General features: G+C 69.2%; 20 protein-coding genes and 1 pseudogene. 14 read left to right on the top strand and 7 right to left on the bottom strand.

Annotation, left to right across the window (positions count from 1 at the left end):
* Positions 1 to 125 precede the first annotated feature (125 nt).
* On the top strand, positions 126 to 947 hold the full coding sequence (gene rpsB / locus JW364_RS03985) for a 30S ribosomal protein S2 (RefSeq protein WP_058250093.1): 822 nt from the start codon (positions 126 to 128) through the stop codon (positions 945 to 947).
* 54 nt (positions 948 to 1,001) lie between these two features.
* Positions 1,002 to 1,826 (top strand): translation elongation factor Ts, encoded by an 825-nt coding sequence (tsf, locus tag JW364_RS03980; RefSeq protein WP_058250094.1) that lies wholly within the window; start codon positions 1,002 to 1,004, stop codon positions 1,824 to 1,826.
* 54 nt (positions 1,827 to 1,880) lie between these two features.
* On the opposite strand, the gene JW364_RS03975 is transcribed toward tsf, so the two are convergent.
* Entirely contained in the window at positions 1,881 to 2,678 is a 798-nt protein-coding gene (locus tag JW364_RS03975) for a hypothetical protein (RefSeq protein WP_223258937.1), read from the bottom strand.
* 19 nt (positions 2,679 to 2,697) lie between these two features.
* Here JW364_RS03975 and JW364_RS03970 point away from each other — a divergent pair.
* The 4 genes and pseudogenes from JW364_RS03970 to JW364_RS03955 all read left to right on the top strand — a co-directional run.
* A pseudogene (locus JW364_RS03970) lies at positions 2,698 to 2,988 on the top strand (esterase family protein); the annotation flags it as partial.
* Positions 2,989 to 3,087: 99 nt separating this feature from the next.
* Positions 3,088 to 3,822, top strand: a complete 735-nt coding sequence (pyrH, locus tag JW364_RS03965) for a UMP kinase (protein WP_068971256.1) — start codon at positions 3,088 to 3,090, stop codon at positions 3,820 to 3,822.
* Between the two features lie 57 nt (positions 3,823 to 3,879).
* On the top strand, positions 3,880 to 4,437 hold the full coding sequence (gene frr, locus JW364_RS03960; RefSeq protein WP_058250099.1) for a ribosome recycling factor: 558 nt from the start codon (positions 3,880 to 3,882) through the stop codon (positions 4,435 to 4,437).
* Positions 4,434 to 5,285, top strand: coding sequence for a phosphatidate cytidylyltransferase (locus tag JW364_RS03955; RefSeq protein WP_068971257.1), 852 nt, complete (start codon positions 4,434 to 4,436; stop codon positions 5,283 to 5,285). Before frr ends, JW364_RS03955 begins: the two co-directional genes overlap by 4 nt.
* Positions 5,286 to 5,310: 25 nt before the next feature.
* Here the strand turns inward: JW364_RS03955 and JW364_RS03950 are convergent, their stop codons facing one another.
* Complete coding sequence (locus JW364_RS03950; RefSeq protein ID WP_068971258.1) at positions 5,311 to 5,718, bottom strand: lipopolysaccharide assembly LapA domain-containing protein; 408 nt, start codon at positions 5,716 to 5,718, stop codon at positions 5,311 to 5,313.
* A 30-nt stretch (positions 5,719 to 5,748) separates the two neighbouring features.
* On the opposite strand from JW364_RS03950, the gene rlmN reads away from it, so the two are divergent.
* Positions 5,749 to 6,855, top strand: coding sequence for a 23S rRNA (adenine(2503)-C(2))-methyltransferase RlmN (gene rlmN / locus JW364_RS03945; protein ID WP_065628976.1), 1,107 nt, complete (start codon positions 5,749 to 5,751; stop codon positions 6,853 to 6,855).
* A 98-nt stretch (positions 6,856 to 6,953) separates the two neighbouring features.
* Here the strand turns inward: rlmN and JW364_RS03940 are convergent, their stop codons facing one another.
* Positions 6,954 to 7,256 carry a DUF2631 domain-containing protein gene (locus JW364_RS03940; RefSeq protein ID WP_058250103.1) on the bottom strand — a complete coding sequence of 101 codons (303 nt, stop codon included), beginning with the start codon at positions 7,254 to 7,256 and terminating at the stop codon, positions 6,954 to 6,956.
* A 143-nt stretch (positions 7,257 to 7,399) separates the two neighbouring features.
* Here JW364_RS03940 and dxr point away from each other — a divergent pair, with 143 nt between their 5' ends.
* The 5 genes from dxr to JW364_RS03915 all read left to right on the top strand — a co-directional run bounded on the left by dxr (position 7,400) and on the right by JW364_RS03915 (position 13,883).
* Positions 7,400 to 8,575: a 1-deoxy-D-xylulose-5-phosphate reductoisomerase gene (dxr, locus tag JW364_RS03935; protein ID WP_068971259.1), complete on the top strand. Its 1,176-nt coding sequence runs from the start codon at positions 7,400 to 7,402 to the stop codon at positions 8,573 to 8,575.
* 51 nt (positions 8,576 to 8,626) lie between these two features.
* Positions 8,627 to 9,856, top strand: coding sequence for an RIP metalloprotease (locus tag JW364_RS03930; RefSeq protein WP_065628973.1), 1,230 nt, complete (start codon positions 8,627 to 8,629; stop codon positions 9,854 to 9,856).
* 70 nt (positions 9,857 to 9,926) lie between these two features.
* Positions 9,927 to 11,114, top strand: a complete 1,188-nt coding sequence (ispG, locus tag JW364_RS03925; RefSeq protein ID WP_078112440.1) for a flavodoxin-dependent (E)-4-hydroxy-3-methylbut-2-enyl-diphosphate synthase — start codon at positions 9,927 to 9,929, stop codon at positions 11,112 to 11,114.
* A gap of 32 nt (positions 11,115 to 11,146) precedes the next feature.
* A complete protein-coding gene (locus JW364_RS03920) occupies positions 11,147 to 11,983 on the top strand; it encodes a GNAT family N-acetyltransferase (protein WP_065628972.1) in 837 nt (278 codons plus the stop codon).
* A 58-nt stretch (positions 11,984 to 12,041) separates the two neighbouring features.
* On the top strand, positions 12,042 to 13,883 hold the full coding sequence (locus JW364_RS03915) for a penicillin-binding transpeptidase domain-containing protein (protein WP_058250107.1): 1,842 nt from the start codon (positions 12,042 to 12,044) through the stop codon (positions 13,881 to 13,883).
* Between the two features lie 27 nt (positions 13,884 to 13,910).
* On the opposite strand, the gene JW364_RS03910 is transcribed toward JW364_RS03915, so the two are convergent.
* From JW364_RS03910 to JW364_RS03900, 3 genes are read right to left on the bottom strand one after another with little or no spacing between them, the layout of a single operon-like run.
* Positions 13,911 to 14,717 (bottom strand): heme ABC transporter ATP-binding protein, encoded by an 807-nt coding sequence (locus tag JW364_RS03910; protein WP_068971261.1) that lies wholly within the window; start codon positions 14,715 to 14,717, stop codon positions 13,911 to 13,913.
* The gene (locus tag JW364_RS03905) at positions 14,711 to 15,847 is read right to left on the bottom strand and encodes an iron ABC transporter permease (protein WP_205333128.1); all 1,137 of its coding nucleotides are present in this window, start codon (positions 15,845 to 15,847) and stop codon (positions 14,711 to 14,713) included. The genes JW364_RS03910 and JW364_RS03905 overlap by 7 nt, the downstream gene beginning before the upstream one ends.
* Positions 15,844 to 16,866: a hemin ABC transporter substrate-binding protein gene (locus tag JW364_RS03900; protein WP_068971262.1), complete on the bottom strand. Its 1,023-nt coding sequence runs from the start codon at positions 16,864 to 16,866 to the stop codon at positions 15,844 to 15,846. The genes JW364_RS03905 and JW364_RS03900 overlap by 4 nt, the downstream gene beginning before the upstream one ends.
* A 120-nt stretch (positions 16,867 to 16,986) precedes the next feature.
* Between JW364_RS03900 and map the strand changes: the two genes are divergently transcribed.
* Positions 16,987 to 17,850, top strand: a complete 864-nt coding sequence (gene map / locus JW364_RS03895; RefSeq protein WP_058250111.1) for a type I methionyl aminopeptidase — start codon at positions 16,987 to 16,989, stop codon at positions 17,848 to 17,850.
* Positions 17,851 to 17,893: 43 nt separating this feature from the next.
* Here the strand turns inward: map and JW364_RS03890 are convergent, their stop codons facing one another.
* Positions 17,894 to 20,116 carry a protein kinase gene (locus JW364_RS03890; RefSeq protein ID WP_068971263.1) on the bottom strand — a complete coding sequence of 741 codons (2,223 nt, stop codon included), beginning with the start codon at positions 20,114 to 20,116 and terminating at the stop codon, positions 17,894 to 17,896.
* Between the two features lie 154 nt (positions 20,117 to 20,270).
* Here JW364_RS03890 and JW364_RS03885 point away from each other — a divergent pair, with 154 nt between their 5' ends.
* Entirely contained in the window at positions 20,271 to 21,830 is a 1,560-nt protein-coding gene (locus JW364_RS03885; RefSeq protein ID WP_068971276.1) for a cobyric acid synthase, read from the top strand.
* Positions 21,831 to 21,839: the final 9 nt, after the last annotated feature.

Below are 21,839 nucleotides of genomic sequence, written 5' to 3'. Positions count from 1 at the left end.
CAGTCGAGAAACACACGCCAAGTGAGCAGTCCCGGAACGGCCCATGCCGTCTCGGGTGGCACTCGGCCGCAGGCGCCAGGGTCGGTACCGACGGTACCGACGACAACTGCGAGAAAAGGACGATCATGGCTGTCGTGACCATGAAGCAGCTGCTGGACAGCGGCGCACACTTCGGGCACCAGACCCGCCGTTGGAACCCGAAGATGAAGCGATTCATCTTCACCGACCGCAACGGCATCTACATCATCGATTTGCAGCAGACGCTGACCTACATCGACAAGGCGTACGAGTTCGTCAAGGAGACCGTCGCCCACGGCGGCACCATCCTCTTCGTCGGCACCAAGAAGCAGGCACAGGAATCGATCGCCGCGGAGGCGACCCGTGTCGGCATGCCGTACGTCAACCAGCGCTGGCTCGGTGGCATGCTCACCAACTTCTCGACCGTCCACAAGCGCCTGCAGCGCCTGAAGGAGCTCGAGACCATGGAGCAGACCGGCGGTTTCGAGGGACGCACCAAGAAGGAAATCCTCATGCTCACGCGTGAGAAGAACAAGCTCGAGCGCACCCTCGGCGGTATCCGCGACATGGCCAAGGTTCCGTCGGCCGTGTGGGTCGTCGACACCAACAAGGAGCACATCGCCGTCGGCGAGGCGCGCAAGCTGAACATCCCGGTCATCGCGATCCTGGACACCAACTGCGATCCCGACCTCGTCGACTACCCGATCCCGGGCAACGACGACGCCATCCGCAGCGCAGCACTGCTCACCCGCGTCGTGGCCTCGGCCGTGGCCGAGGGCGTCCAGGCCCGTGCCGGCGCCGCCAGTGGCGACGCCAAGCCCGAGGCCGGCAGTGGCGAACCGCTGGCAGAGTGGGAGCAGGAACTGCTGACCCAGGCTGCGGCACCGGCCGGCGACGCCGCCGCGACCGACGCCCCGGCTGCTCAGTAGTCCCGACTGCTCGCAGTCCGGTCCCAACACTTTCTCTAAGGAGGCTCGCCGACGATGGCGAACTACACCGCAGCTGATGTGAAGCGTCTCCGTGAGCTCACCGGCTCTGGAATGCTCGACTGCAAGAACGCGCTGGCCAACAACGACGGCGATTTCGACAAGGCCGTCGAAGAGCTGCGTATCAAGGGCGCCAAGGACGTGGGCAAGCGCGCCGAGCGCTCCACGGCCGAGGGCCTGGTCGCGGCCAAGGGCGGCGCGCTCATCGAGATCAACTCCGAGACCGACTTCGTCGCGAAGAACGGTGAGTTCCAGCAGCTCGCCGACGACATCGTGAACGCGGCGGCCGCGGCGAAGACCAACGACCTCGACGAGCTGAAGAAGGCTCCGCTCGGCGACGGCACCGTGGACGAGGCCGTGGCGGCTCTCTCGGCCAAGATCGGCGAGAAGCTCGAGCTCCGGCGCGTGGCCTACTACGACGGTCCCGTTGCCGTGTACCTGCACAAGCGCGCGTCGGACCTGCCTCCGGGCGTCGGCGTGCTGGTGTCCTACACCGGTGAGGGCGAGGCCGCCGAGGAGGCCGCTCGCGGCGCCGCGATGCAGGTGGCCGCGCTCAAGGCGCGCTACGCCACCCGCGACGAGGTCCCCGCGGACGTCGTCGAGAACGAGCGTCGTATCGCCGAGCAGACGGCCAAGGAGGAGGGCAAGCCCGAGCAGGCCCTGCCCAAGATCGTCGAAGGTCGCGTCAACGGCTTCTACAAGGACGTCGTGCTGCTCGACCAGGCCTCGGTCCAGGACTCGAAGAAGTCCGTCAAGGCCCTGCTCGACGACGCCGGTGTGACCGTCAAGGCATTCACCCGGTTCGAGGTCGGCCAGGCCTGATCGAACGCGTTCCACATCGCCCCGTCTCCGTCGAGGAGACGGGGCGATGTGCGTTCATGGGGTCCGTCGCGTCCGCAGAGCGGCGGCGAGTGCCCCGATCGCCACGGCGACGAGACCCAGCATCATCAAGGTCGTCCTCAGCGCGGCCAGGAAGGTCCGAGCGGTCACCGACCGGGCCGCATCCTGAGTCGAGGGCCGTGCCTGCGCGGCGACCGCGGCGACCGCCGGCGAGGTCGGTCCGCCCGCGCAGGCGGGCGCCGGTCGCTCCGGATGTGCGGACCGCAGCTGATCGCTCGCGCAGGATGCGAAACGATCGGCGACCGCCCCGTGCAGCACCGGGCGAACCGGTGACTCCGACAGCGACGCAACGAGTTCGGCTCTCACCGCCGGAACCGTCTCGCTTGTCTGGCCGGCCACCTGACCGAAGAAGAAGAGGGTGACGACCGCCAGCCCGATCGAGGCGCCGATCTGCTGAACAGTGGGGATCGTCCCGGTTGCCGTGCCCACCGTGGCTTCGGTCGTGTCGGACAGGATCACGGCCTGCAGCGGTGCGATGAACACACCCGTCCCCAGACCGCCGAGTACGAGGGGACCGAGGATGCCGGGCACCGGCAGGGTCTCCGCAGCCGGTTCGATGATCATCGCGAGCCAGACGAATCCGGCTCCGACGGCGACGGATCCGGCCATCAGGGTGTGCGGGGCGGTGATGCGGGCGACCACGCGTGGTGAGGCGAGTGAGCCGACCGCGGCGCCGATCGCGAAGGGCAGGGCCAGCATCCCGGTCCCGAAGGCCGAGTAGCCGAGTCCGAACTGAGCCGAGATCGACACGGTGAAGAAGAACCCGGCGAACACGCTGAAGAACAGGAGCGACAGGAGAAGCCCGATCTACGTCTCGAACGGATCCGGGATGCCGGGCCGGTACGACACCCTCGACGGCCCCGGCATCGAGGGCAACGGCTCCAAGCTGTTCGACCAGATCGCAGTCGGGGCGGTGATCGAGACCGCCACGGCGCAGTGCACGAGGAACCTCCAGCGGCGGATGCGCGACATCGGTGTGCCGGCGACGTTCCACCTCTACGAGGGCGGGACCCATGCGTGGCCGTACTGGCAGGACGAACTGCATCGTGCCTGGCCGCAGTTCGACGCGGCCCTACGCGGCTGAATCCACAGGGCACCCTCGCGCGGCGCGCACGACGCGTATCGCGGGTCGGTTCCGGTGACGACGTACGATAGTTCACCGAACCGACGAGTGAGGAAGCCGATGAGTGAAGCGTCCGACCCCATCCGGCGGGATGGATTCCGTAGGGTCTTGCTGAAGTTGGGCGGCGAGATGTTCGGTGGCGGCGACGTCGGGCTCGACCCCGACGTCGTGGGTACCGTCGCCGACCAGATCGCCGACGTCGTCAATTCCGGTGTCCAGGTCGCCGTCGTGATCGGCGGCGGCAACTTCTTCCGCGGCGCCGAACTCCAGCAACGAGGGCTCGACCGAAGCCGCTCGGACTACATGGGCATGCTCGGCACTGTCATGAATTGCCTTGCGCTGCAGGACTTCCTGGAGAAGCGCGGGATCTCGACCCGGGTGCAGACCGCCATCACGATGGGGCAGGTCGCCGAGCCGTATCTCCCGCTGCGTGCCCAGCGGCACCTGGAGAAGGGCCGCGTCGTCATCTTCGGCGCCGGCATGGGGATGCCGTACTTCTCCACTGACACCACCGCGGCCCAGCGTGCGCTGGAGATCAAGGCCGAGGTGGTCCTGATGGCCAAGGCGGTCGACGGCGTGTACGACGCCGACCCGCGCACCAACCCCGACGCCACCCTCTTCACCGAGATCACTCACCGCGAGGTGCTCGACAAGGAGCTCAAGGTCGCCGACGCGACGGCCTTCAGCCTGTGTATGGACAACAAGATGCCGATCTTGGTGTTCAATTTGCTCCAGCAGGGCAATATCGCCCGTGCGGTCGCAGGCGACCGCATCGGCACCCTGGTCAGCACCTGAACCGGCGCCTGACCCCGAGATCGACGAGAACACCGACCGAACGGAACAAGGACGAAGATGATCGACGACGCGTTGCTCGACGCCGAGGAGAAGATGGAGAAGGCGGTCAACGTCGCCAAGGAGGACATGGGCTCCATCCGCACCGGGCGGGCGAACCCGGCCATGTTCAACAAGGTCAACATCGAGTACTACGGCTCGATGACCCCCGTGACCCAGGTCGCGAGCATCAACACGCCCGAACCGCGACTCGTCGTGATCAAGCCGTATGAGGCGTCGACGCTGCGCGACATCGAGACCGCGATCCGCAACTCCGACCTCGGGGTCAATCCGACCAACGACGGCACGATCATCCGCGTCGCCGTCCCGCAGCTCACCGAGGAGCGTCGCCGCGATCTGGTCAAGCAGGCCAAGGGCAAGGGTGAGGACGCGAAGGTCGCGATCCGCAACGTGCGCCGCAAGGCTGCCGACGAGCTCAAGCGCATCCAGAAGGACGGCGAGGCCGGCGAGGACGAGGTGTCGCGCGCCGAGAAGGAGCTGGACAAGACCACGGCGACCTACGTGCACCAGATCGACGACTTGGTCAAGCACAAAGAAGACGAATTGCTCGAGGTGTGAACGAGGTTCCGCAACGGGGCGGTGGGAAGAGGTCGCGCGCCGGCCGCGACCTGCCGGCCGCGATCGCGGTCGGCGGCACACTCGGCATCAGCATCATCGCGATCCTGATCTTCGTCCCGAAGGTCTGGTACGGCCTCGTGGCGGTCGCGTTCGCGGTCGCCACCTGGGAGGTCATCAAACGTCTCCGCACCGGCGGCTACGACGTCGCCCTCTGGCCGCTGCTCATCGGCGGCCAGGCCATCATCTGGGCGAGCTGGCCCTGGGGTCCGACCGGAGCCCTCGTCGCCTTCGTGGCGACGGCCCTGGTGTCGATGGTGTGGAAGCTGCTCGGGCAGGGCATCGACAAGGCGCCGGTCAACTACCTCCGCGACCTCGCCGTCACCGTGTTCGTGCTGGCGTGGTTACCGCTGCTCGCGTCGTTCGGCGCCCACCTGGTCGTGCAGGACGACGGGGCGGCGCGAGTGGCCACGCTGATGGTCGTCGTGGTGTGCTCCGACGTCGGCGGCTATGCCGCGGGTGTGATGTTCGGCAAGCACCCGATGGCGCCGGCGATCAGTCCGAAGAAATCCTGGGAAGGCATGGTGGGCTCGCTCGTCGTCGGCACTGTCGGTGCCGTCGGCTGCGTGGTGTTCCTGCTCGAGAGCCACTGGTGGATCGGCATCATCCTGGGACCGGTCCTGGTGGTCTGCGCGACCCTCGGCGATCTCGTCGAATCCCAGGTGAAGCGCGATCTCGGGATCAAGGACATGGGCACGCTGCTGCCCGGCCACGGTGGCATCATGGACCGGCTCGACAGCCTGCTGCCGTCGGCGTTCGTGGTGTGGGTCGTGCTCACCGCGCTGCTCTGAGCACGCGCCACCGCGCCGCCGGACGCTACTTGGCTGCCTTCTTCAGCGCGCGCCGCAGTTGCAGCATCCGCAGGCCGCCCACGAGCGCGACGACCAGTGCACCGGCGATGGCCGCGATCAGCAGGCTGACCCCGAGGGGCAGGTTGACCTCCCAGAACAGCAAGTCGATGGTCTGCGACTGGAGGTTCTGCACGATGAAGACGAGCAACAGGACCAGGATGATCGCGCCGATCACCACGCCGAACCAGGTGGCGCGCGTCCGCGTGTGCTCCACGTCGGCGACCGTGCGGCGGAGACGATCGCGATGGTCCGGGTCAGGGGCGTGCTGCTCCGGGGTGTGCGCGTGACCGGTCGCCGGTGGCGGTGACGCGGCGGGCTGTTCGCCCCACGCCGGTACCGAACCCGTGTGCCGTCGGTCCTCGGGTGTCGTCATCACTTCATCATGACATGCGACAATGGCGAAATGACCTCATTGCCACTCGTGTTCGACGCGCCCAAGCGTGGGCGGCCGCCGACACACTTCGCCGACCTCGACCCCGCCGGTCGCGTCGCGGCGCTGGCCGACCTGGGGCTGCCGAAGTTCCGGGCCGATCAACTGGCCCGCCAGTACTATGCGCGCCTCAACGGTGACGTCGACGAGATGACGGATCTGCCGGCGGCGTCGCGCGAATCGGTGCGGGACAAGCTCTTCCCGCAGCTGCTCACCCCGGTCCGGCACATCTCCTGCGACGACGACTCCACCCGCAAGACGCTCTGGCGCCTGCACGACGGCACGCTCCTCGAGAGCGTCCTCATGCGCTACACCGATCGCAACACGCTGTGCATCTCCAGCCAGGCGGGCTGCGGCATGGCCTGCCCGTTCTGTGCCACCGGGCAGGGCGGACTGGACCGCAACCTGTCGACCGCCGAGATCGTCGATCAGGTGCGGGCCGCGGCCCGCGCGCTGCGCGACGGGGAGCTCGGCGAGCCCGGACGCCTGTCGAACGTCGTGTTCATGGGTATGGGTGAGCCGCTGGCCAATTACAAGCGCGTGGTCAGCGCCGTCCGGCAGATCACTTCGCCGGCGCCGGAGGGCCTCGGGATCTCCGCGCGCTCGGTGACCGTGTCGACCGTCGGTCTCGCGCCGTCGATCCGCCGTCTCGCCGACGAGGGGCTCGCGGTGACGCTCGCCGTCTCCCTCCACACGCCCGACGACGAACTGCGCGACACCCTCGTCCCGGTCAACAACCGGTGGTCGGTCGCCGAGGTGCTCGAGGCGGCCCGCTACTACGCCGACACCACCGGACGGCGCGTCTCCATCGAGTACGCCCTCATCCGCGACGTCAACGATCAGCCCTGGCGGGCCGACCTGCTGGGGGAGAAGCTGCACCGGGCCCTCGGGTCACTCGTTCACGTGAATCTCATCCCGCTGAACCCGACGCCGGGTTCGGAATGGGACGCCAGTCCCAAACCGGTCGAACGCGAATTCGTCCGCCGGGTCCGTGAGCAGGGAGTCTCGTGCACCGTTCGCGACACGCGCGGGCAGGAGATCGCCGCCGCGTGTGGTCAGCTGGCGGCCGAAGAGCGCTGACACCGAGGCGCCGACCCGGGGCGTGTTGAGAGGCAGATGCGACGAACGCCGAGCGGATCACCGCTCGGCGTTCGTCGTAGATGAGGCGATCTGGCTGGTCAGGACCACTTTCCGCGGTTCATCCACCAGCCGCGCACCACGAGGAAGATCGTGCCCGCGGCGAAGGCGATGAGATACAGGTCCTCGATGTGCCCGGTGTGGTTGCCGATGATCATCGCGAGCAGGAACAGCGCGAAGAAGATGGCCGCACCGTAGAAGGTCTTGGTCGCTGCTCCGTGCCAGCCGAACCGGGCGGACGGGGCATCGGCGGGCTCGCGGCGCCAGCCGGTGTCGATGACCTCGACTTCGCCATGCCCCCCATCGCCGTGCCCCACAGTGTGCTCCACATCGGTGCTTGCCACAGCCACTCCTCACAGCGCGGACGTCAGATGTCTGACGATCGGTAGTAGTTCTCCGAGCAGCATAGCGGCACCTCCTGCCCGCAGGTCGGTCCGGTGTCACCGGCGGCGGCGGTTCGTCGACGAGCATGGTCCAGAATGGGTGCGTGCCCACACGCGTGCTGATCCTCGGCTCCACCGGTTCCATCGGCGTCCAGGCTCTCGAGGTGATCGCCGAACATCCGGATCGTTTCGAGGTCGCCGGTCTGGGTGCCGGCGGGTCGAATCCCGATCTGCTCGCCGATCAGGCCGCCGCGTTCGGCGTGCCGGCCTCGCGGATCGCCGTCGCCGACGCCACGCGGGCGCAGGAACTCGGCGAACGTCTCGGCGGCCGGGTCCTGAATGGACCGGACGCCATGTGTGATCTGATCGACGTCGTCGCCGCGGACACCGGGGTCGATGTGATCCTCAACGCCGTCGTCGGCTCGATCGGTCTGGCGCCCAGCCTCGCCGCACTCCGATCGGGTGCCCGGCTCGCGCTGGCCAACAAGGAGTCGCTCGTGGCGGGCGGGGCACTGGTCCTCGACGCCGCCGCGCCCGGGCAGATCGTCCCGGTCGACTCCGAGCACTCCGCAATCGCACAGTGTCTGCGAGCGGGGACGGCCGCCGAGGTGGACCGACTGGTCCTCACCGCGTCGGGCGGCCCGTTCCGCGGATGGACCCGTGCGCAACTCGAGGACGTCACCCCCGAGCAGGCCGGCCGACATCCCACGTGGTCGATGGGCCCGATGATCACGCTCAACTCCGCGACCCTGGTCAACAAGGCCCTCGAGGTCATCGAGGCGCACCTGCTGTTCGACGTGGACTACGACCGCATCGACGTCACCGTCCACCCGCAGTCGATCGTGCACTCGATGGTGACCTTCGTCGACGGGGCGACGGTGGCGAAGGCCTCACCGCCGTCGATGAAGCTACCCATCGCCCTGGCACTGGGATGGCCGGACCGGGTGCCCGGATCGTCGACGGCCTGCGACTTCTCGACCGCGTCGGCGTGGACGTTCGAGCCCGTGGACGACGCGGTGTTCCCGGCGATCGAGCTGGCTCGACGCGCCGGTGCGGCGGGAGGCAGTCTGACGGCTGTCTACAACGCCGCCAACGAGGCCGCCGCAGCAGGGTTCTTCGCAGGTGCGATCCGGTTCCCGCGCATCGTCGAGGTCATCGAGGAGGTGCTCGGCGAGGCAGACCAGTGGCGCCGGACGCCAGGTACTGTGGAAGAGGTCTTCGCCGCCGATCGGTGGGCCCGGGATCGCGCTGCGCAGCTGGTTGCGGCCGCATCCGTCTGATCGGCGGCTCTCGTGAGCGGGTGCGCCCCGTGATCCGGATGGAGTGGGTACGTGAGTTTCGCGATCGGCGTCACGCTGTTCGCCGTGGCGCTGTTGCTGTCGGTCGCATGGCATGAGTGCGGCCACATGTGGGCCGCGCAGGCGACGGGCATGAAGGTCCGGCGGTACTTCGTCGGCTTCGGTCCCACGATCTGGTCCACCCGGCGCGGCGAGACCGAGTACGGGATCAAGGCGCTGCCGCTGGGCGGTTTCTGCGACATCGCCGGGATGACCCCCCACGAGGAACTCGCCTGGGACGAGAAGGACCGGGCGATGTACAAGCAGAAGGCCTGGAAACGCCTGGTCGTGCTGTTCGCCGGACCGGCCCAGAACTTCCTCCTCGGTTTCGTCCTCATCATCATCGTCGGACTGACGTTCGGCCTGCCCAATCTCAACCCCGGCCCGACCCCGGCAACCGTCGGCGAGACCCAGTGCGTCCCGTCGACGATCACCATCGAAGGCAACAAGCAGACCGACGCGCCCTGCACCGGCACCGGCCCGGCGGGCGCCGCCGGGCTGCTCCCCGGTGACGACATCGTGGCGATCAACGGTCAGCCGGTCGGGCAGGCGTCGGATCTGACCCCGGTGATCCGCGAGTCCAGCGGCCCGGTCGCGCTGACGGTCGACCGCGACGGTCAGCGACTCGACCTGACGATGACCCCCGAGCCCACCACGGTGACGGCGACGAACGCCGACGGCACCTCCGAAACCCAGACCTACAACATGGTCGGCATCGCCTACGACGTCCCGCCGAACGTCATCACCTACAGCGGCCTCGAGATCGTGCCCGGCGCGATCGGATTCACCGGCGAACTGGCGGTCGAGACCTGGAACGCGCTGCTGTCCCTACCCTCGAAGATCGGTGCGCTGTGGACGGCGGTCACCGGCGGTGAGCGCGCCCTCGACACCCCGGTCAGCGTGTACGGCGCCTCGGTGCTCGGCGGTCAGGCCGTCGAGCGTGGACTGTGGGACATGTTCTGGATGCTCCTGATCAGCATCAACTTCTTCCTGGGACTGTTCAACCTGGTCCCGCTCCTCCCGCTCGACGGCGGCCACATGGCGATCGTCGGCTACGAGAAGGGGCGCGACACCGTGCGGCGCTGGTTCGGCCGGGCACCCGGTGGGGCCGTCGACTACTACAAACTGCTCCCGATCACCTACGCCGCCGTCGTGATCATGGCCGGCTTCATGGTGCTCACGCTCACCGCCGACATCATCAACCCGATCAACCCGTGGCAGTGACCCGGACGATCCGGGTCGCCGTCCGGCGCCGAATACCATCAGAGAACCGAAACCCCCAGAGGTGAACGAGATGAACGCCCCGACTCCCGCGACCGCTGTGCCGATCGGACTCGGCATGCCCGCCGGACCACCGCCGGTGCTCGCCCCGCGTCGGAAGACCCGGCAGTTTTTCGTCGGCTCGGTCGGCGTCGGCAGCGACCACCCGATCTCGGTGCAGTCGATGACGACCACCAAGACCCACGACATCAATGCCACCCTGCAGCAGATCGCGGAGTTGACGGCCTCGGGGTGCGACATCGTGCGTGTCGCGTGCCCGCGTCCCGAAGACGCCGAGGCGCTGCCGATCATCGCCAAGAAGTCCAAGATCCCGGTGATCGCCGACATCCACTTCCAGCCGAAGTACATCTTCGCCGCGATCGACGCCGGCTGTGCCGCCGTGCGTGTCAACCCGGGCAACATCAAGGAGTTCGACGGCCGGGTCAAGGAGGTCGCCAAGGCGGCCGGTGATGCCGGGATCCCCATCCGGATCGGCGTCAACGCCGGGTCCCTCGACAAGCGGATCCTGCAGAAGTACGGCAAGGCGACCCCGGAGGCGCTCGTCGAGTCGGCGCTGTGGGAGGCCGGGCTGTTCGAGGAGCACGGCTTCGGCGACATCAAGATCTCGGTGAAGCACAACGACCCGGTGATCATGGTGGAGGCCTACCGCCAGCTCGCCGCCGCCTGTGACTACCCGCTGCACCTCGGGGTCACCGAGGCCGGGCCCGCCTTCCAGGGCACGATCAAGTCCGCCGTCGCCTTCGGCGCGCTGCTCAGCGAGGGCATCGGCGACACCATCCGGGTGTCCCTGTCGGCCCCGCCGGCCGAGGAGATCAAGGTCGGCGACCAGATCCTGCAGTCGCTGAATCTCCGCCCGCGCAAACTCGAGATCGTCTCATGCCCGTCGTGCGGCCGCGCCCAGGTCGACGTCTACAAGCTGGCCGACGAGGTCACCGCCGGACTCGAGGGCATGGAGGTCCCGCTGCGCGTGGCCGTGATGGGGTGCGTCGTCAACGGCCCCGGTGAGGCCCGCGAGGCCGACCTCGGCGTGGCCTCCGGAAACGGCAAGGGGCAGATCTTCGTCAAGGGCGAGGTCATCAAGACGGTTCCCGAGGCGCAGATCGTGGAGACCTTGATCGAAGAAGCGCTGCGGATCGCCGAGGAATCAGGAGAAACTGGAGACGGTACTCACGTGGGCCCGCCCGTGGTGACCGTTTCCTAGGTCGGCGGGAGGCTCGAGAGGGAGGAGCGGCGTTGCTGAAGCTACTGGGCGACAAGCCGCTCGGCGCTCGTGATGCGGCTGCTGTCGAACGTGTCCTCACCTCGGACCCGGTGGCGATGTGCATGGTCGCGGCCCGCTTCGAGACGCACGGGATCAACCCCCGGCTGCTGGGCGGCGAGCTGTGGACCGCGCAGAATCCCGCGTCGTCCCTCTGCTTCTCCGGCGCCAACCTGATCCCGCTCACCGGTTCGCCCGAGGATCTCGACTACTTCTCCGACCGCGCCATCGCCGGGCCGCGGGCATGCTCCTCCATCGTCGGCCGCGCCGACCTCGTGATGCAGATGTGGGAACAGATCGAGCCGGTGTGGGGTCCGGCGCGTGAGGTCCGGCCGGTGCAGCCACTGCTCGCCCTCACGTGTTGTGCGGCGGTACCCGCCGACCCGCTCGTGCGGTTGGTGACCCTCGACGACCTCGACGCGTACATGCCCGCGGCCATCGACATGTTCATCGGCGAGGTCGGTGTCGATCCGACGGCCGGCGACGGCGGTCGTTCCTATCGTCGGCGCCTCGCCTCGCTCATCACCGCGCAGCGGGTGTTCGCCCGGTTCGACGGCCCCGACGTCGTGTTCAAGGCCGAGATCGGCTCGCTGTCCCGCCGGGTCGGCCAGATCCAGGGAGTCTGGGTGGATCCCGACCGGCGCGGTGAGGGACTGGGACTGGGTGGTACCGCGGCCGTCGCCGAGGCCGTCGCCGCTCACGGCCGCATTCCGAGTCTGTACGTCAACAGCTTCAACGTGACCGCGCGCGCGGTGTACGACCGCATTGGGTTCACCGAGGTCGGCACCTTCGCGACCGTCCTCGTCGACTGAGCGCCCGCCCCGCGTGGCGTCGCGGGATTCCGGCCGGGCCACCCTAGACTCGACTGCGATGTGGCGCATGCGAACTCGATGGACCCCGGCGGTGATCGTCGCGGTGTGTGCTGCCGTGACGGTGGCCACGGTCGGTTGTTCGGCCTCCGAGGACGACGGGCCGCGCCGCGCCGCGGAGCGCTTCCTGCAGGCCTACGCCGATCGTGAGGTGGCGTCCGCGGCGGCGCTGACCGACACACCCGCTGCCGCGGAGTCCGCGATGGAGTCGGCCTGGGCCGGGCTGGGTGCCGAGGCGCTCGAGTCGCAGGCCGGGCGGGTCCGCGTCACCGGGGACACCGCCGAGGTGGACGTCGACTACACGTGGGCGCTGCCGCGGGGCCGCGACTGGGCCTACGACGCCACCCTGCGGATGGGCCGGTCCGACGACGGCTGGGCGGTGCGCTGGGCGTCGACGAACATCCATCCGAAACTCGGTGCCGATCAACGCCTTTCGCTCCAGATCGTCGAGGCGCCGCGCGCGACGGTCAATGAGTCCGACGGCTCGGAGGTGATGGTCAACGGCACCGTCGTGGGCGTCAACTTCGATGCGACCGCCGCCGCCGAACAGGGCGCGTCGGTCGCCGAGTCGGTGACCGGTGCGGTCGCGGTACTGCGCCGGTTCAGTCCCTCGCTCAACGAGCAGACGATCATCGAACAGGTCACCGCGAACCGGCAGCAGTACCCGCTCGCCCGGCTGTCCCACGACCAGTTCGACCGCTTGCGCGACCAACTGGCGATCCCCGGCGTCGTGACCAACGAACAGGCCGAACTGGTCCCCGAGGACCCGAGATTCGCGCCCGCCCTGCTGACCGAGGTCAAGAAGGTCGTCGACTCCGAGGTGTCGGGGCGGGCGGGCTGGCGGGTGGTGACGGTCAACCCCAACGGCCTCGACGCCGACGTCCTCGCCGACCACGACCCGGACCCCGCGCCGGCGGTCTCGCTGAGTCTGTCGCGGACGGTGCAGAACGCGGCCCAGCGAGCGGTCAACGCCACCAACCGGTTCCAGATCGCGCTGGTCGTCGTGCAGCCGTCCACCGGTCGGATCCTCGCGGTCGCCCAGAATCCCGCGGCCGACCGGTCGGGGCCCATCGCGACGACCGGTCTGTACCCGCCCGGGTCGACCTTCAAGATGGTGACCGCCGCGGCCGCGATCAGCCATCGGATGGCCACCCCCGACACTCCCGTCGGATGTCCCGGCGCCATCCAGATCGGTCCGCGCCTGATCCCGAACTACGACGGGTTCTCGCTGGGGACGGTGTCGATGCTGCGGGCGTTCGCGCAGTCCTGCAACACCACGTTCGCCAAACTCGCCAGCGAGATGGGACCGTCGGATCTCGCGCACGCCGCGGCCGCGATGGGCGTCGGACAACAGTACGAGATCGCCGGCCTCGACGCCGTGTCCGGCTCGGTGCCGATCGAGAACGAACTCGTCGCCCGCAGTGAGGACGGCTTCGGGCAGGGCAAGGTCCTCGTCTCGCCGCTGGGGCTGTCCCTGGTGGCCGCCACCGTGGCGAACGGTCGGAAGGCGCCGGTGCCGCAACTCATCCTGGACAAGCCCACGAAGGTCGAGGGTCCGACGCCCACGATGGCGCCCGAGGTCTACGCCCAGCTGCGCCCGATGATGCGTGAGGTCATCACGAGCGGTACGGCGTCGGTGATCGACGGCCAGGGTGCGGTCTTCGGCAAGACCGGTGAGGCGGAGTTCGCCGGCGGGTCACACGCCTGGTTCGCCGGCTACCGTGGCGACATCGCGTTCGCCACCCTCGTCGTAGGTGGCGGTGATTCGAACAACGCGGTGGCCGTCACCCGCGACTTCTTCGCCGGTCTCGGACCGGGCTACGCGGTGCGCCCTCTCTCCTGAGACGCCCTCACCAGTGCGCACCATCTTCTAGGCGCTACCGGGTGTCCGGACGGGGAGGATCACCCGTCGCCCGGCATGTTCGATCACCTCGACGGGGTGGTCGTAGGTGTGGCTGAGCAGGTCGACGGTCATCACCTCCGGCGTCGGCCCGATCGCGAGCAGCCGGCCGTCCTTCATCACGGCCACCCGGTCGGCGTAGGCGGCCGCGAGGGTGAGGTCGTGCACCACCAGCAGCACGGCGTTCCCGGCATCGCGGTGGACGCGCAGGATGTCGAGGACCTGCTCCTGATGGTGGATGTCGAGTGCCGCGGTCGGCTCGTCGAGCATCATGACGGGGGTGTCCTGGGCGAGGGCACGACCCAGGGAGACGCGTGCCTGCTGGCCGCCGGAGAGCTGTCCGAACGGCCGGTCGGCGATGTCGCCGAGTTCGCACAGTGCCATCGCGTCGGCGATGACCGCTGGGGAGTTCGCCGCGCGCGGTGTCCGCAGCCACGGGTAGCGGCCCATCGCGACGACCTGGGCCACGGTGAAGGGGGTGTCCACCCGGTTCTGCTGGGTCACCAGCGAGCGGTGGCGGGCGAGTTCGCGCATCGAGGTCGTCGCGACGTCCCGGCCGTCGACCTCGATGTGACCGCGCTGCGGTGTGCGGGTGCCGGACAGGGCCGACAGCAGCGTGGACTTGCCACACCCGTTGGGGCCGACGAGGGCGACGAGTTCACCGCGCCCGACGTCGAGGGTCACCTCGCGCACCACCTCGCGTCCGCCGAGAACGACCGAGACGTCTCGGGCGTGGATACCCAGGGCCGTCGTCGCGGCGGTTTCGGTCGTCACCATCCGGCACCCGCGTGACGGCTGCGACGCAACAGGATGAAGAAGACCGGGCCACCGATCAGGGACGTGAACATGCCGAGCGGGAGGTCGGCGTCACCGAGCATCGTCCGGGCGGCGAGGTCGGCACCGGTGATGACCAGCGCTCCACCGATCACGCTGGTGGGTAACAGGATCGCGTGGCGCGGTCCGACGATGAGGCGCATCACGTGCGGCACGATGAGGCCGACGAAGGCGATGATCCCGGCGAAGGCGACCGCCGCGGCGGTCAGCACCGCGGTGAGCACGATCGCCTGCCGGCGGACGGCCTCCACGTTCACGCCGAGGGAGGCGGCCTGGATGTCGCCCAGCGCGAGCAGATCGAGCTTCGAGACCAGGAACAGGCAGGCCGCGACACCCACGACGACGAGCGGTGCGACGACCCAGATCTCGCTCCAGGTGCGTCCGGCGAGCGAGCCGAGCTGCCAGAAGATGATCTGCTCGCGGGCGGCGGTGGTGGCCACGAAGGTGAGGAAGGCGATGACCCCGGCCGCGAACGCGTTGACCGCGATACCGGTGAGCACCAGCATGATCGCCGACGACGAGCCGTCGCGAAGGGACAACACGTACACCGCCGCCGCGGTGATGAGGCCGAACACGAAGGCCGCCCCGGCGAGAGCCCAATTGCCCGCCGCGCCACCGGCTCCGGCGGTCCCGCCGGCGAGCACGATCATCAGACAGGCGCCGACCGCGGCGCCGGAGGAGACGCCGATGATCCCCGGTTCGGCCAGCGGGTTCGCCAGCACTCCCTGCAGGAGGCAACCCGCGGCGCCGAGCGCGGCTCCGACGAACAGTCCGAGCACGATGCGCGGGAAGCGCACATTCCACAGCGCGCCTTCGCCGTTCGGGTGGGAGGGGAGCGGTCCGAGATCGAGGTGGAAATGGTGGGCGAGGCTGCCGAGCACCTCGAGCGGCGGCACCGACACCTTTCCGGTGCCCGCGGACACGATGACGAGCACGACCAAGGCGACCAGCATCACCGCCACCACCGTGAGGTCACGGACCCGATGCGACGTGCCGGCCGGGGGAGCGACGACGGCCGACGGGGTCGTCGGCTCGGTCGCCGGGTCCGTCGTGGTCCGCGCTGGGTCGGTCATGCGTAGATCGACCTCGCCAGCGCACCCAGCACCAGTCCGACCTCGGGACCGAACGCCAGGATCTGACTCTCGTCCATCTGCACGACCCGTCCGTTGCGGCCGGCCTCGGTGTCGGCCACACCCGGCAGGGTCAGCACCCCCTCGGGTCCGCCGACGGTGGCCGCGCCCTGGGTCATCACGAGGATCACGTCCGGGTCGGCGGTGATCATGGCCTCGGCGCTGATCGCGGTGAACGCGCCGGTGAGATCGGCTGCCGCGCCGGCATCCCGGCCACCGAGCGCCTCGATGAGGTCGTCGGCACCCGATCCGGGCCCGGCCAGCAGCAGCAGGTTGCGTCCGCGGATGTAGAGGAACGCCATGGTGGGATCTCCGGACGGATCCGGGACCAGCGCGCGCGCCTCCTGGATCTGGGCGTCGGTCCGGGCGACGAGCTTCTCGCCGGCATCGGCGACACCGAGTGCGGCTGCGACCGAGCGGATCAGGGTGTCGTTCGACTCCAGATTGCGGGCGGCCGGGAACACGACGACCGCGACGCCGGAGTCGCGGATCTGGTCGACGGCGGCGGTGGGCACAGTGGACTCGCTGACGAGCAGGACGCTCGGGTCAAGGGCGAGAACGGATTCGGCGTTGAGGCTGTGTCCGCGGTTGGTCACCACCGGCAGCGATCTCGCCGAGGGGAAGGCGGTGGACGTGTCGCGCCCCACCACGTGCGACCCGAGTCCGAGGGCGTACACGATGTTGCCGAGGGTTCCGTTGATGTCCACGGCGATGATCCGGTCGGCGTCGTCGACGGTCACGTCGCCGTACCGCAGCGAGTCCACGGTCGCGGGCAGCCGGGGAGCGGGATTCTCGACGACGGGCGTGACGTCGGACTCCGCGAGCGTCGCAGTCTGCGGGCCGTCGCGCAGATGTGCGCCCGGCGAGTGCCGCTCCTGCTCGATCGGGGTGACGAAGCACGCCGACAGGCTCAGCACGGTCAGCACCATCACCAGCGCCGCCCGTAAGCCCCTGGTCCGCACCGCACACCTCCATCGTCGACTCCGATGCCCTCCCATCGGCTCCTCCCGGCGAGCTTAGTGACGTTCGCCGCGGTGTCCGCCCACGGGCCTCGCCGCGACGGGCCGGGATAGTCTGGTCGCATGCCAGTTCGCAGTGCCCTCACGCCGGGGATCGTGTCGCCCATCCGGTCCGTGCCCGACTCCATCGAACGTCCCGAATACGTGTGGAAGCCGACGGTGAACGAGGGCCATGAGCCCTGGGTGCAGACCGCCGAGACGATCGAGAAGATGCGCATCGCGAGCAAGATCGCGGCCAATGCACTCGCCGAGGCGGGCAAGGCCGTCGCCCCGGGCGTGACCACCGACGAACTCGACGCGATCGCGCACGAGTACATGATCGACCACGGTGCCTACCCGTCGACGCTGGGCTACAAGGACTTTCCGAAGTCGTGCTGCACCTCGTTGAACGAGGTGATCTGCCACGGCATCCCGGATTCGACGGTGATCGAGGACGGGGACATCGTCAACATCGACGTCACCGCCTACATCCACGGCGTGCACGGCGACACCAACGCGACCTTCCTCGCCGGCGACGTCGACCAGGAGGCCGCCGATCTCGTCGAGCGGACGCGGATCGCGACCGAGCGGGCCATCAAGGCCGTCAAACCGGGTCGCGAGCTGAATGTCATCGGTCGGGTCATCGAGTCCTACGCGAACAGGTTCGGCTACACGGTCGTGCGCGATTTCACCGGCCACGGCATCGGTGAGACCTTTCACAACGGGCTGATCGTGCTGCACTACGACGAACCGAACGTCGACACGGTCCTCGAACCCGGGATGGTCTTCACCATCGAGCCGATGATCAACCTCGGCGCACTGCCGTGGGAGATGTGGGACGACGGCTGGACCGTGGTGACCGCCGACCGCCGGTGGACCGCGCAGTTCGAGCACACCCTCGTCGTCACCGACGACGGCGCCGAGATCCTCACTGTGCCGGACAACTGACATCGGGCCCGACAACTGAGGTTCGGTCCGACAGCCGAGACGTTCAGGCGGGGAAGCGGACGGGTTGCGGTTCGCTGCTCGTCGTGGTCGTCCCGCTGCCGAGCTGACCCTGGCCGTTGAGGCCCCAACAGTACATCTCGTCGTCCGCGACCGCGCACACGTTCGCCGAACCGGTGGTGACCTCGGTGACCCCCGACAGTCCGTTGACGCGGTCGGGGCTCTTGTCCGGCTGATCGCTGCGCGAACCCCAGCAGTAGGCGGAGCTGCCCGCGGCGGCGCATCCGCCATAGGCCGCCGTGGACACCTCGGTGGCCCCGCGGACGTCGATGCGGGTCGGGGTGCGCCGGTTCTGCTCGGTGCCGTCGCCGAGCTGGCCGCTGGTGTTCTGGCCCCAGCAGAACACGCCGCCGGAGCCGGCGACCGCACACGTCGAGTACAGGCTCGTGCTGATCGACGTGGGCGAGTCGAGTCCGAGGACCCGGGTCGGGGTGAGGCGGTCGAGTGTGGTGCCGTCGCCGATCTGGCCTTCCCGGTTGTTGCCCCAGCAGTAGGCCGAACCGCCGGCGATGGCGCAACTCGTGGTGTGCGACGTGGACACGGCGGTCACGTCCGAGAGGCCGGCCACGCGGGTGGGCACGTCCACCGACCCGGTACTGCCGTTGCCGACCTGGCCGCTCGCGTTGTTGCGCCAGCAGTAGGCGTCGCCGTCGCTGATCGCGCAGATCGTGAGCCCGACCGACACCGCCGACACCCGGGACAGGCCGGACACCTTTGTCGGCAGCGGCACGTTCTGGCCGGGCGGTCCGATGCCGTAACCCCAGCAGTAGAGGTCTCCGGAACTGATCGCGCAGGTCGTCCCGAGGCCGCCCATGCTGACCGCCGAGACGTCGGAGACACCGGTGACCGGGACGGGTCGCGGACGGTCGGTGGTCGTACCGTCGCCGAGCGTGCCCCGTTCGTTGTCGCCCCAGCAGTACAGTCGACCGCCGCGCACCGCGCACGTACTGTCCCCGCTGGAGGCGATGGACTCGAACTCATCGCTGCCGCCGGATGATCCGCCGGAACTGCTGGGCGCCGTCGTCGATGACCCGGCGACCGGCGCCGTCTGAGGATCCGATACCGATCCGCTGAGGGCGATCGCGGCCCCGACGACACCGACGACGAGGACGACGACACCGAGCACCGCGGCGACGATCCACGCGGTGCGTGAGCCCGTTCCCCGTGACCCCGGGCCGGGTCCGTGGGGTCCGCCGGGCCCGGTCACATATCCGGGTGGTGGACCCGGCGGCGGTCCGCCGGGACCGTACGCCGGGAACGGTGGGTGAACGCCGGGTGGCTGGGCACGGTGGTTCACCGGGTGCACCGGCGCCTGCTGGGTGGGCGGCGGTGGGGAGAACGGACGGCCGGGTGCCTGCGCCGCGACGACGGAGGGCGCCGTCGACGCGATCTCGACCGCCCGGGCGAGCGCCGCGGCAAACTCGGAGCAGGACGCGAACCGGTCGGCGGGGTTCTTGGCGAGGGCGCGCGCGAACACGGCATCGACGTGGACGAGGTCGGGGCGGCGCTCGGAGATCCGCGGTGCGGGCGTGTTGACGTGGCCGGCGATCAGGGCCATCGGGGTCTGCCCGGGGTAGGGCTGCGATCCGGTGAGCAGCTGGAAGGTCGTGCACGCGAGCGCGTACTGGTCCGACGCCGGGATCGCCGGTTCGCCGGTGAGGATCTCGGGTGCGGCGTAGGCGAGGGTGCCGACGAACAGGTTGGTCGCGGTCATCTTCGCGCCGTCCATCAGGCGGGCGATGCCGAAGTCGAGCACGGTGACCCGGGTGATCCGGCCGTCGGGGCCGCGGGCGACCACGATGTTCGCGGGTTTGATGTCGCGGTGGATGACGCGCCGGGTATGGGCATAGTCGAGCGCGTCGGCGACCTTGCCGACGACCGTCACCACGTCGTCGACCGGCAGGGCCGACGCGGCGGCGAGGTCCTCGCCTTCGAGGTAGGACATCGAGAACCACGGGCTGCCGTTCTCCACGCCGTGGGTGTAGACCGTGACGATGCCGGGGTGATCGAGGGCCGCGGCGGTGCGGGCCTCGTTGCGGAACCGCTCGGCGAAACTGGGATCGGCGGGGTTCGGCGAGATGATCTTGAGGGCCTCGCGGCGGCCCAGGGTCGGGTGTTCGACGAGCCAGACCTGTCCCATGCCGCCGCGCCCGAGCATCGAGAGGACGCGATATCCGGCGAACACGGACCCGGGCTTCACGACCTCCACGTCCGATGACCCCCCTTGACTCCGAACGACCGGCTGTCGACCTGTTCGTCCGGGTCACTGTATCCAGACCCGCACGACCGCGAGGTGAACGGTGGGACTTGTGAACGACGCCACCGTGGTCGCGGCCTCGGGTCCGGCCTCTAGTCTGTTCCGGGTGGACGGACTCGGTGGCGCATTGCTCGTGGGCGGTACCAGCAGCGATGCCGGGAAGAGCCTCATCGTCGCCGGGCTGTGCCGTGCGCTGCGGCGCACCGGTGTGCGGGTCGCACCGTTCAAGGCGCAGAACATGTCCAACAACTCGGTGGTCACCCTCGACGGCGGCGAGATCGGTCGTGCCCAGGCGTTGCAGGCGTTCGCCTGTGGCCTCGAACCCTCCACCAGGTTCAACCCGGTGCTGCTGAAACCGGGCAGTGACCGTCGCTCGCACGTGATCCTCCGCGGTCGGCCCGCCGGAGACGCCGGGGCCGCCGACTACCTGCACTGGCGGTCGCGGCTGCGTGCCGTCGTCGCCGACGAGTTGGCCGGTCTCCGACGCGACTTCGACGTCGTCATCTGCGAAGGTGCGGGTTCGGTCGCCGAGATCAACCTGCGCGCCAACGACATCGCGAATCTCGGTCTCGCACAGGCGGCGGACCTCCCGGTGGTGCTGGTCACCGACATCGACCGCGGCGGGTCGCTGGCCCATCTGTTCGGTACCACCGCGGTCCTCGACGACGCCGATCAGCGGCTGATCGCGGGGTTCGTGGTCAACAAGTTCCGTGGTGACCCGTCGATCCTCGAGCCGGGACTTCGGCAGGTCGAGGCGATCACGGGACGGCCGACGCTCGGGGTGGTGCCCTTCGCCGACGACCTGTGGCTCGACGCCGAGGACTCGCTAGCGGCGCCGGTCGGGCGGCGGGTCGGGCCACCGCGCTCGTTCACCGAATCCTCCGCGACCGGAGGACCCCGATTGCGGGTCGCCGCCATCCGCCTGCCGCGGATCTCCAATTCGACCGATGTCGAGGCGCTGGCCTGCGAACCCGGTGTCGACGTCACCTGGGTCGACGACCCGGCCGGGGTGGCGGCCGCCGACCTCGTCGTGTTGCCCGGCACCCGCGCCACCGTGACCGACCTCGAGTGGCTGCGGGCGCGCGGTCTGGGGGAGGCGCTCACCGAACGCGCGGCCCGCGGACGTCCGATCGTCGCCGTGTGCGGCGGATTCCAGATGCTGGGCCGCACCCTCGACGACCGGGTGGAGTCCGGTCGCGGGCGGGTGCCCGGACTGGGGTTGTTCGACCTCGACATCGAGTTCCACGCCGAGAAGACCGTGCGGCAGGTGACCGGGACCGGCGGCGACGCGTCCGGCGTCGCGATCAGCGGCTACGAGATCCATCACGGCCGGGTGACCCGATCGGCCGAGAACACGTGGATCGTCGACGACCGGCACGGTCCGGAGGGCGCGGTGCGGGGGGCGGTCCGGGGTACCCACTGGCATGGACTGCTGGCGTGCAACGACTTCCGGCGTCGACTTCTGGCCGACGTGGCGGCCGAGGCCGGGGTCCGGGGATTCCGCGTGGCGCCCGACACCGATGTCGACGCCGTACGTCGGCGACAGGTCGACGCGATGGCCGACCTCGTCACCGAACACCTCGACCTCGACGCTGTCATGCGGCTGATCCGACAAGGGCCGCCGCGCCACCCCAAGGTCATCCGTCACCACCTCGAGGACTTGTAGACGCCGGGG

This window comes from Gordonia sp. BP-119 (assembly GCF_016924115.1).
In the GTDB taxonomy this organism is placed as follows: Bacteria; Actinomycetota; Actinomycetes; order Mycobacteriales; family Mycobacteriaceae; genus Gordonia; species Gordonia hongkongensis.
The sequence above is the reverse complement of the archived record's forward strand: the minus strand, read 5'-3'. Positions and strand labels throughout refer to the sequence as shown.

What these genes read in the sequence shown, in the direction of transcription:
- rpsB (WP_058250093.1), top strand. Translation starts at nt 126, where the DNA reads ATGGCTGTCGTGACCATGAAGCAGCTGCTGGACAGCGGCGCACACTTC.
- tsf (WP_058250094.1), top strand. Translation starts at nt 1,002, where the DNA reads ATGGCGAACTACACCGCAGCTGATGTGAAGCGTCTCCGTGAGCTCACC.
- pyrH (WP_068971256.1), top strand. Translation starts at nt 3,088, where the DNA reads ATGAGTGAAGCGTCCGACCCCATCCGGCGGGATGGATTCCGTAGGGTC.
- frr (WP_058250099.1), top strand. Translation starts at nt 3,880, where the DNA reads ATGATCGACGACGCGTTGCTCGACGCCGAGGAGAAGATGGAGAAGGCG.
- JW364_RS03950 (WP_068971258.1), bottom strand. Translation starts at nt 5,718, where the DNA reads ATGACGACACCCGAGGACCGACGGCACACGGGTTCGGTACCGGCGTGG.
- rlmN (WP_065628976.1), top strand. Translation starts at nt 5,749, where the DNA reads ATGACCTCATTGCCACTCGTGTTCGACGCGCCCAAGCGTGGGCGGCCG.
- ispG (WP_078112440.1), top strand. Translation starts at nt 9,927, where the DNA reads ATGAACGCCCCGACTCCCGCGACCGCTGTGCCGATCGGACTCGGCATG.
- JW364_RS03915 (WP_058250107.1), top strand. Translation starts at nt 12,042, where the DNA reads ATGTGGCGCATGCGAACTCGATGGACCCCGGCGGTGATCGTCGCGGTG.
- JW364_RS03910 (WP_068971261.1), bottom strand. Translation starts at nt 14,717, where the DNA reads ATGGTGACGACCGAAACCGCCGCGACGACGGCCCTGGGTATCCACGCC.
- JW364_RS03905 (WP_205333128.1), bottom strand. Translation starts at nt 15,847, where the DNA reads ATGACCGACCCAGCGCGGACCACGACGGACCCGGCGACCGAGCCGACG.
- map (WP_058250111.1), top strand. Translation starts at nt 16,987, where the DNA reads ATGCCAGTTCGCAGTGCCCTCACGCCGGGGATCGTGTCGCCCATCCGG.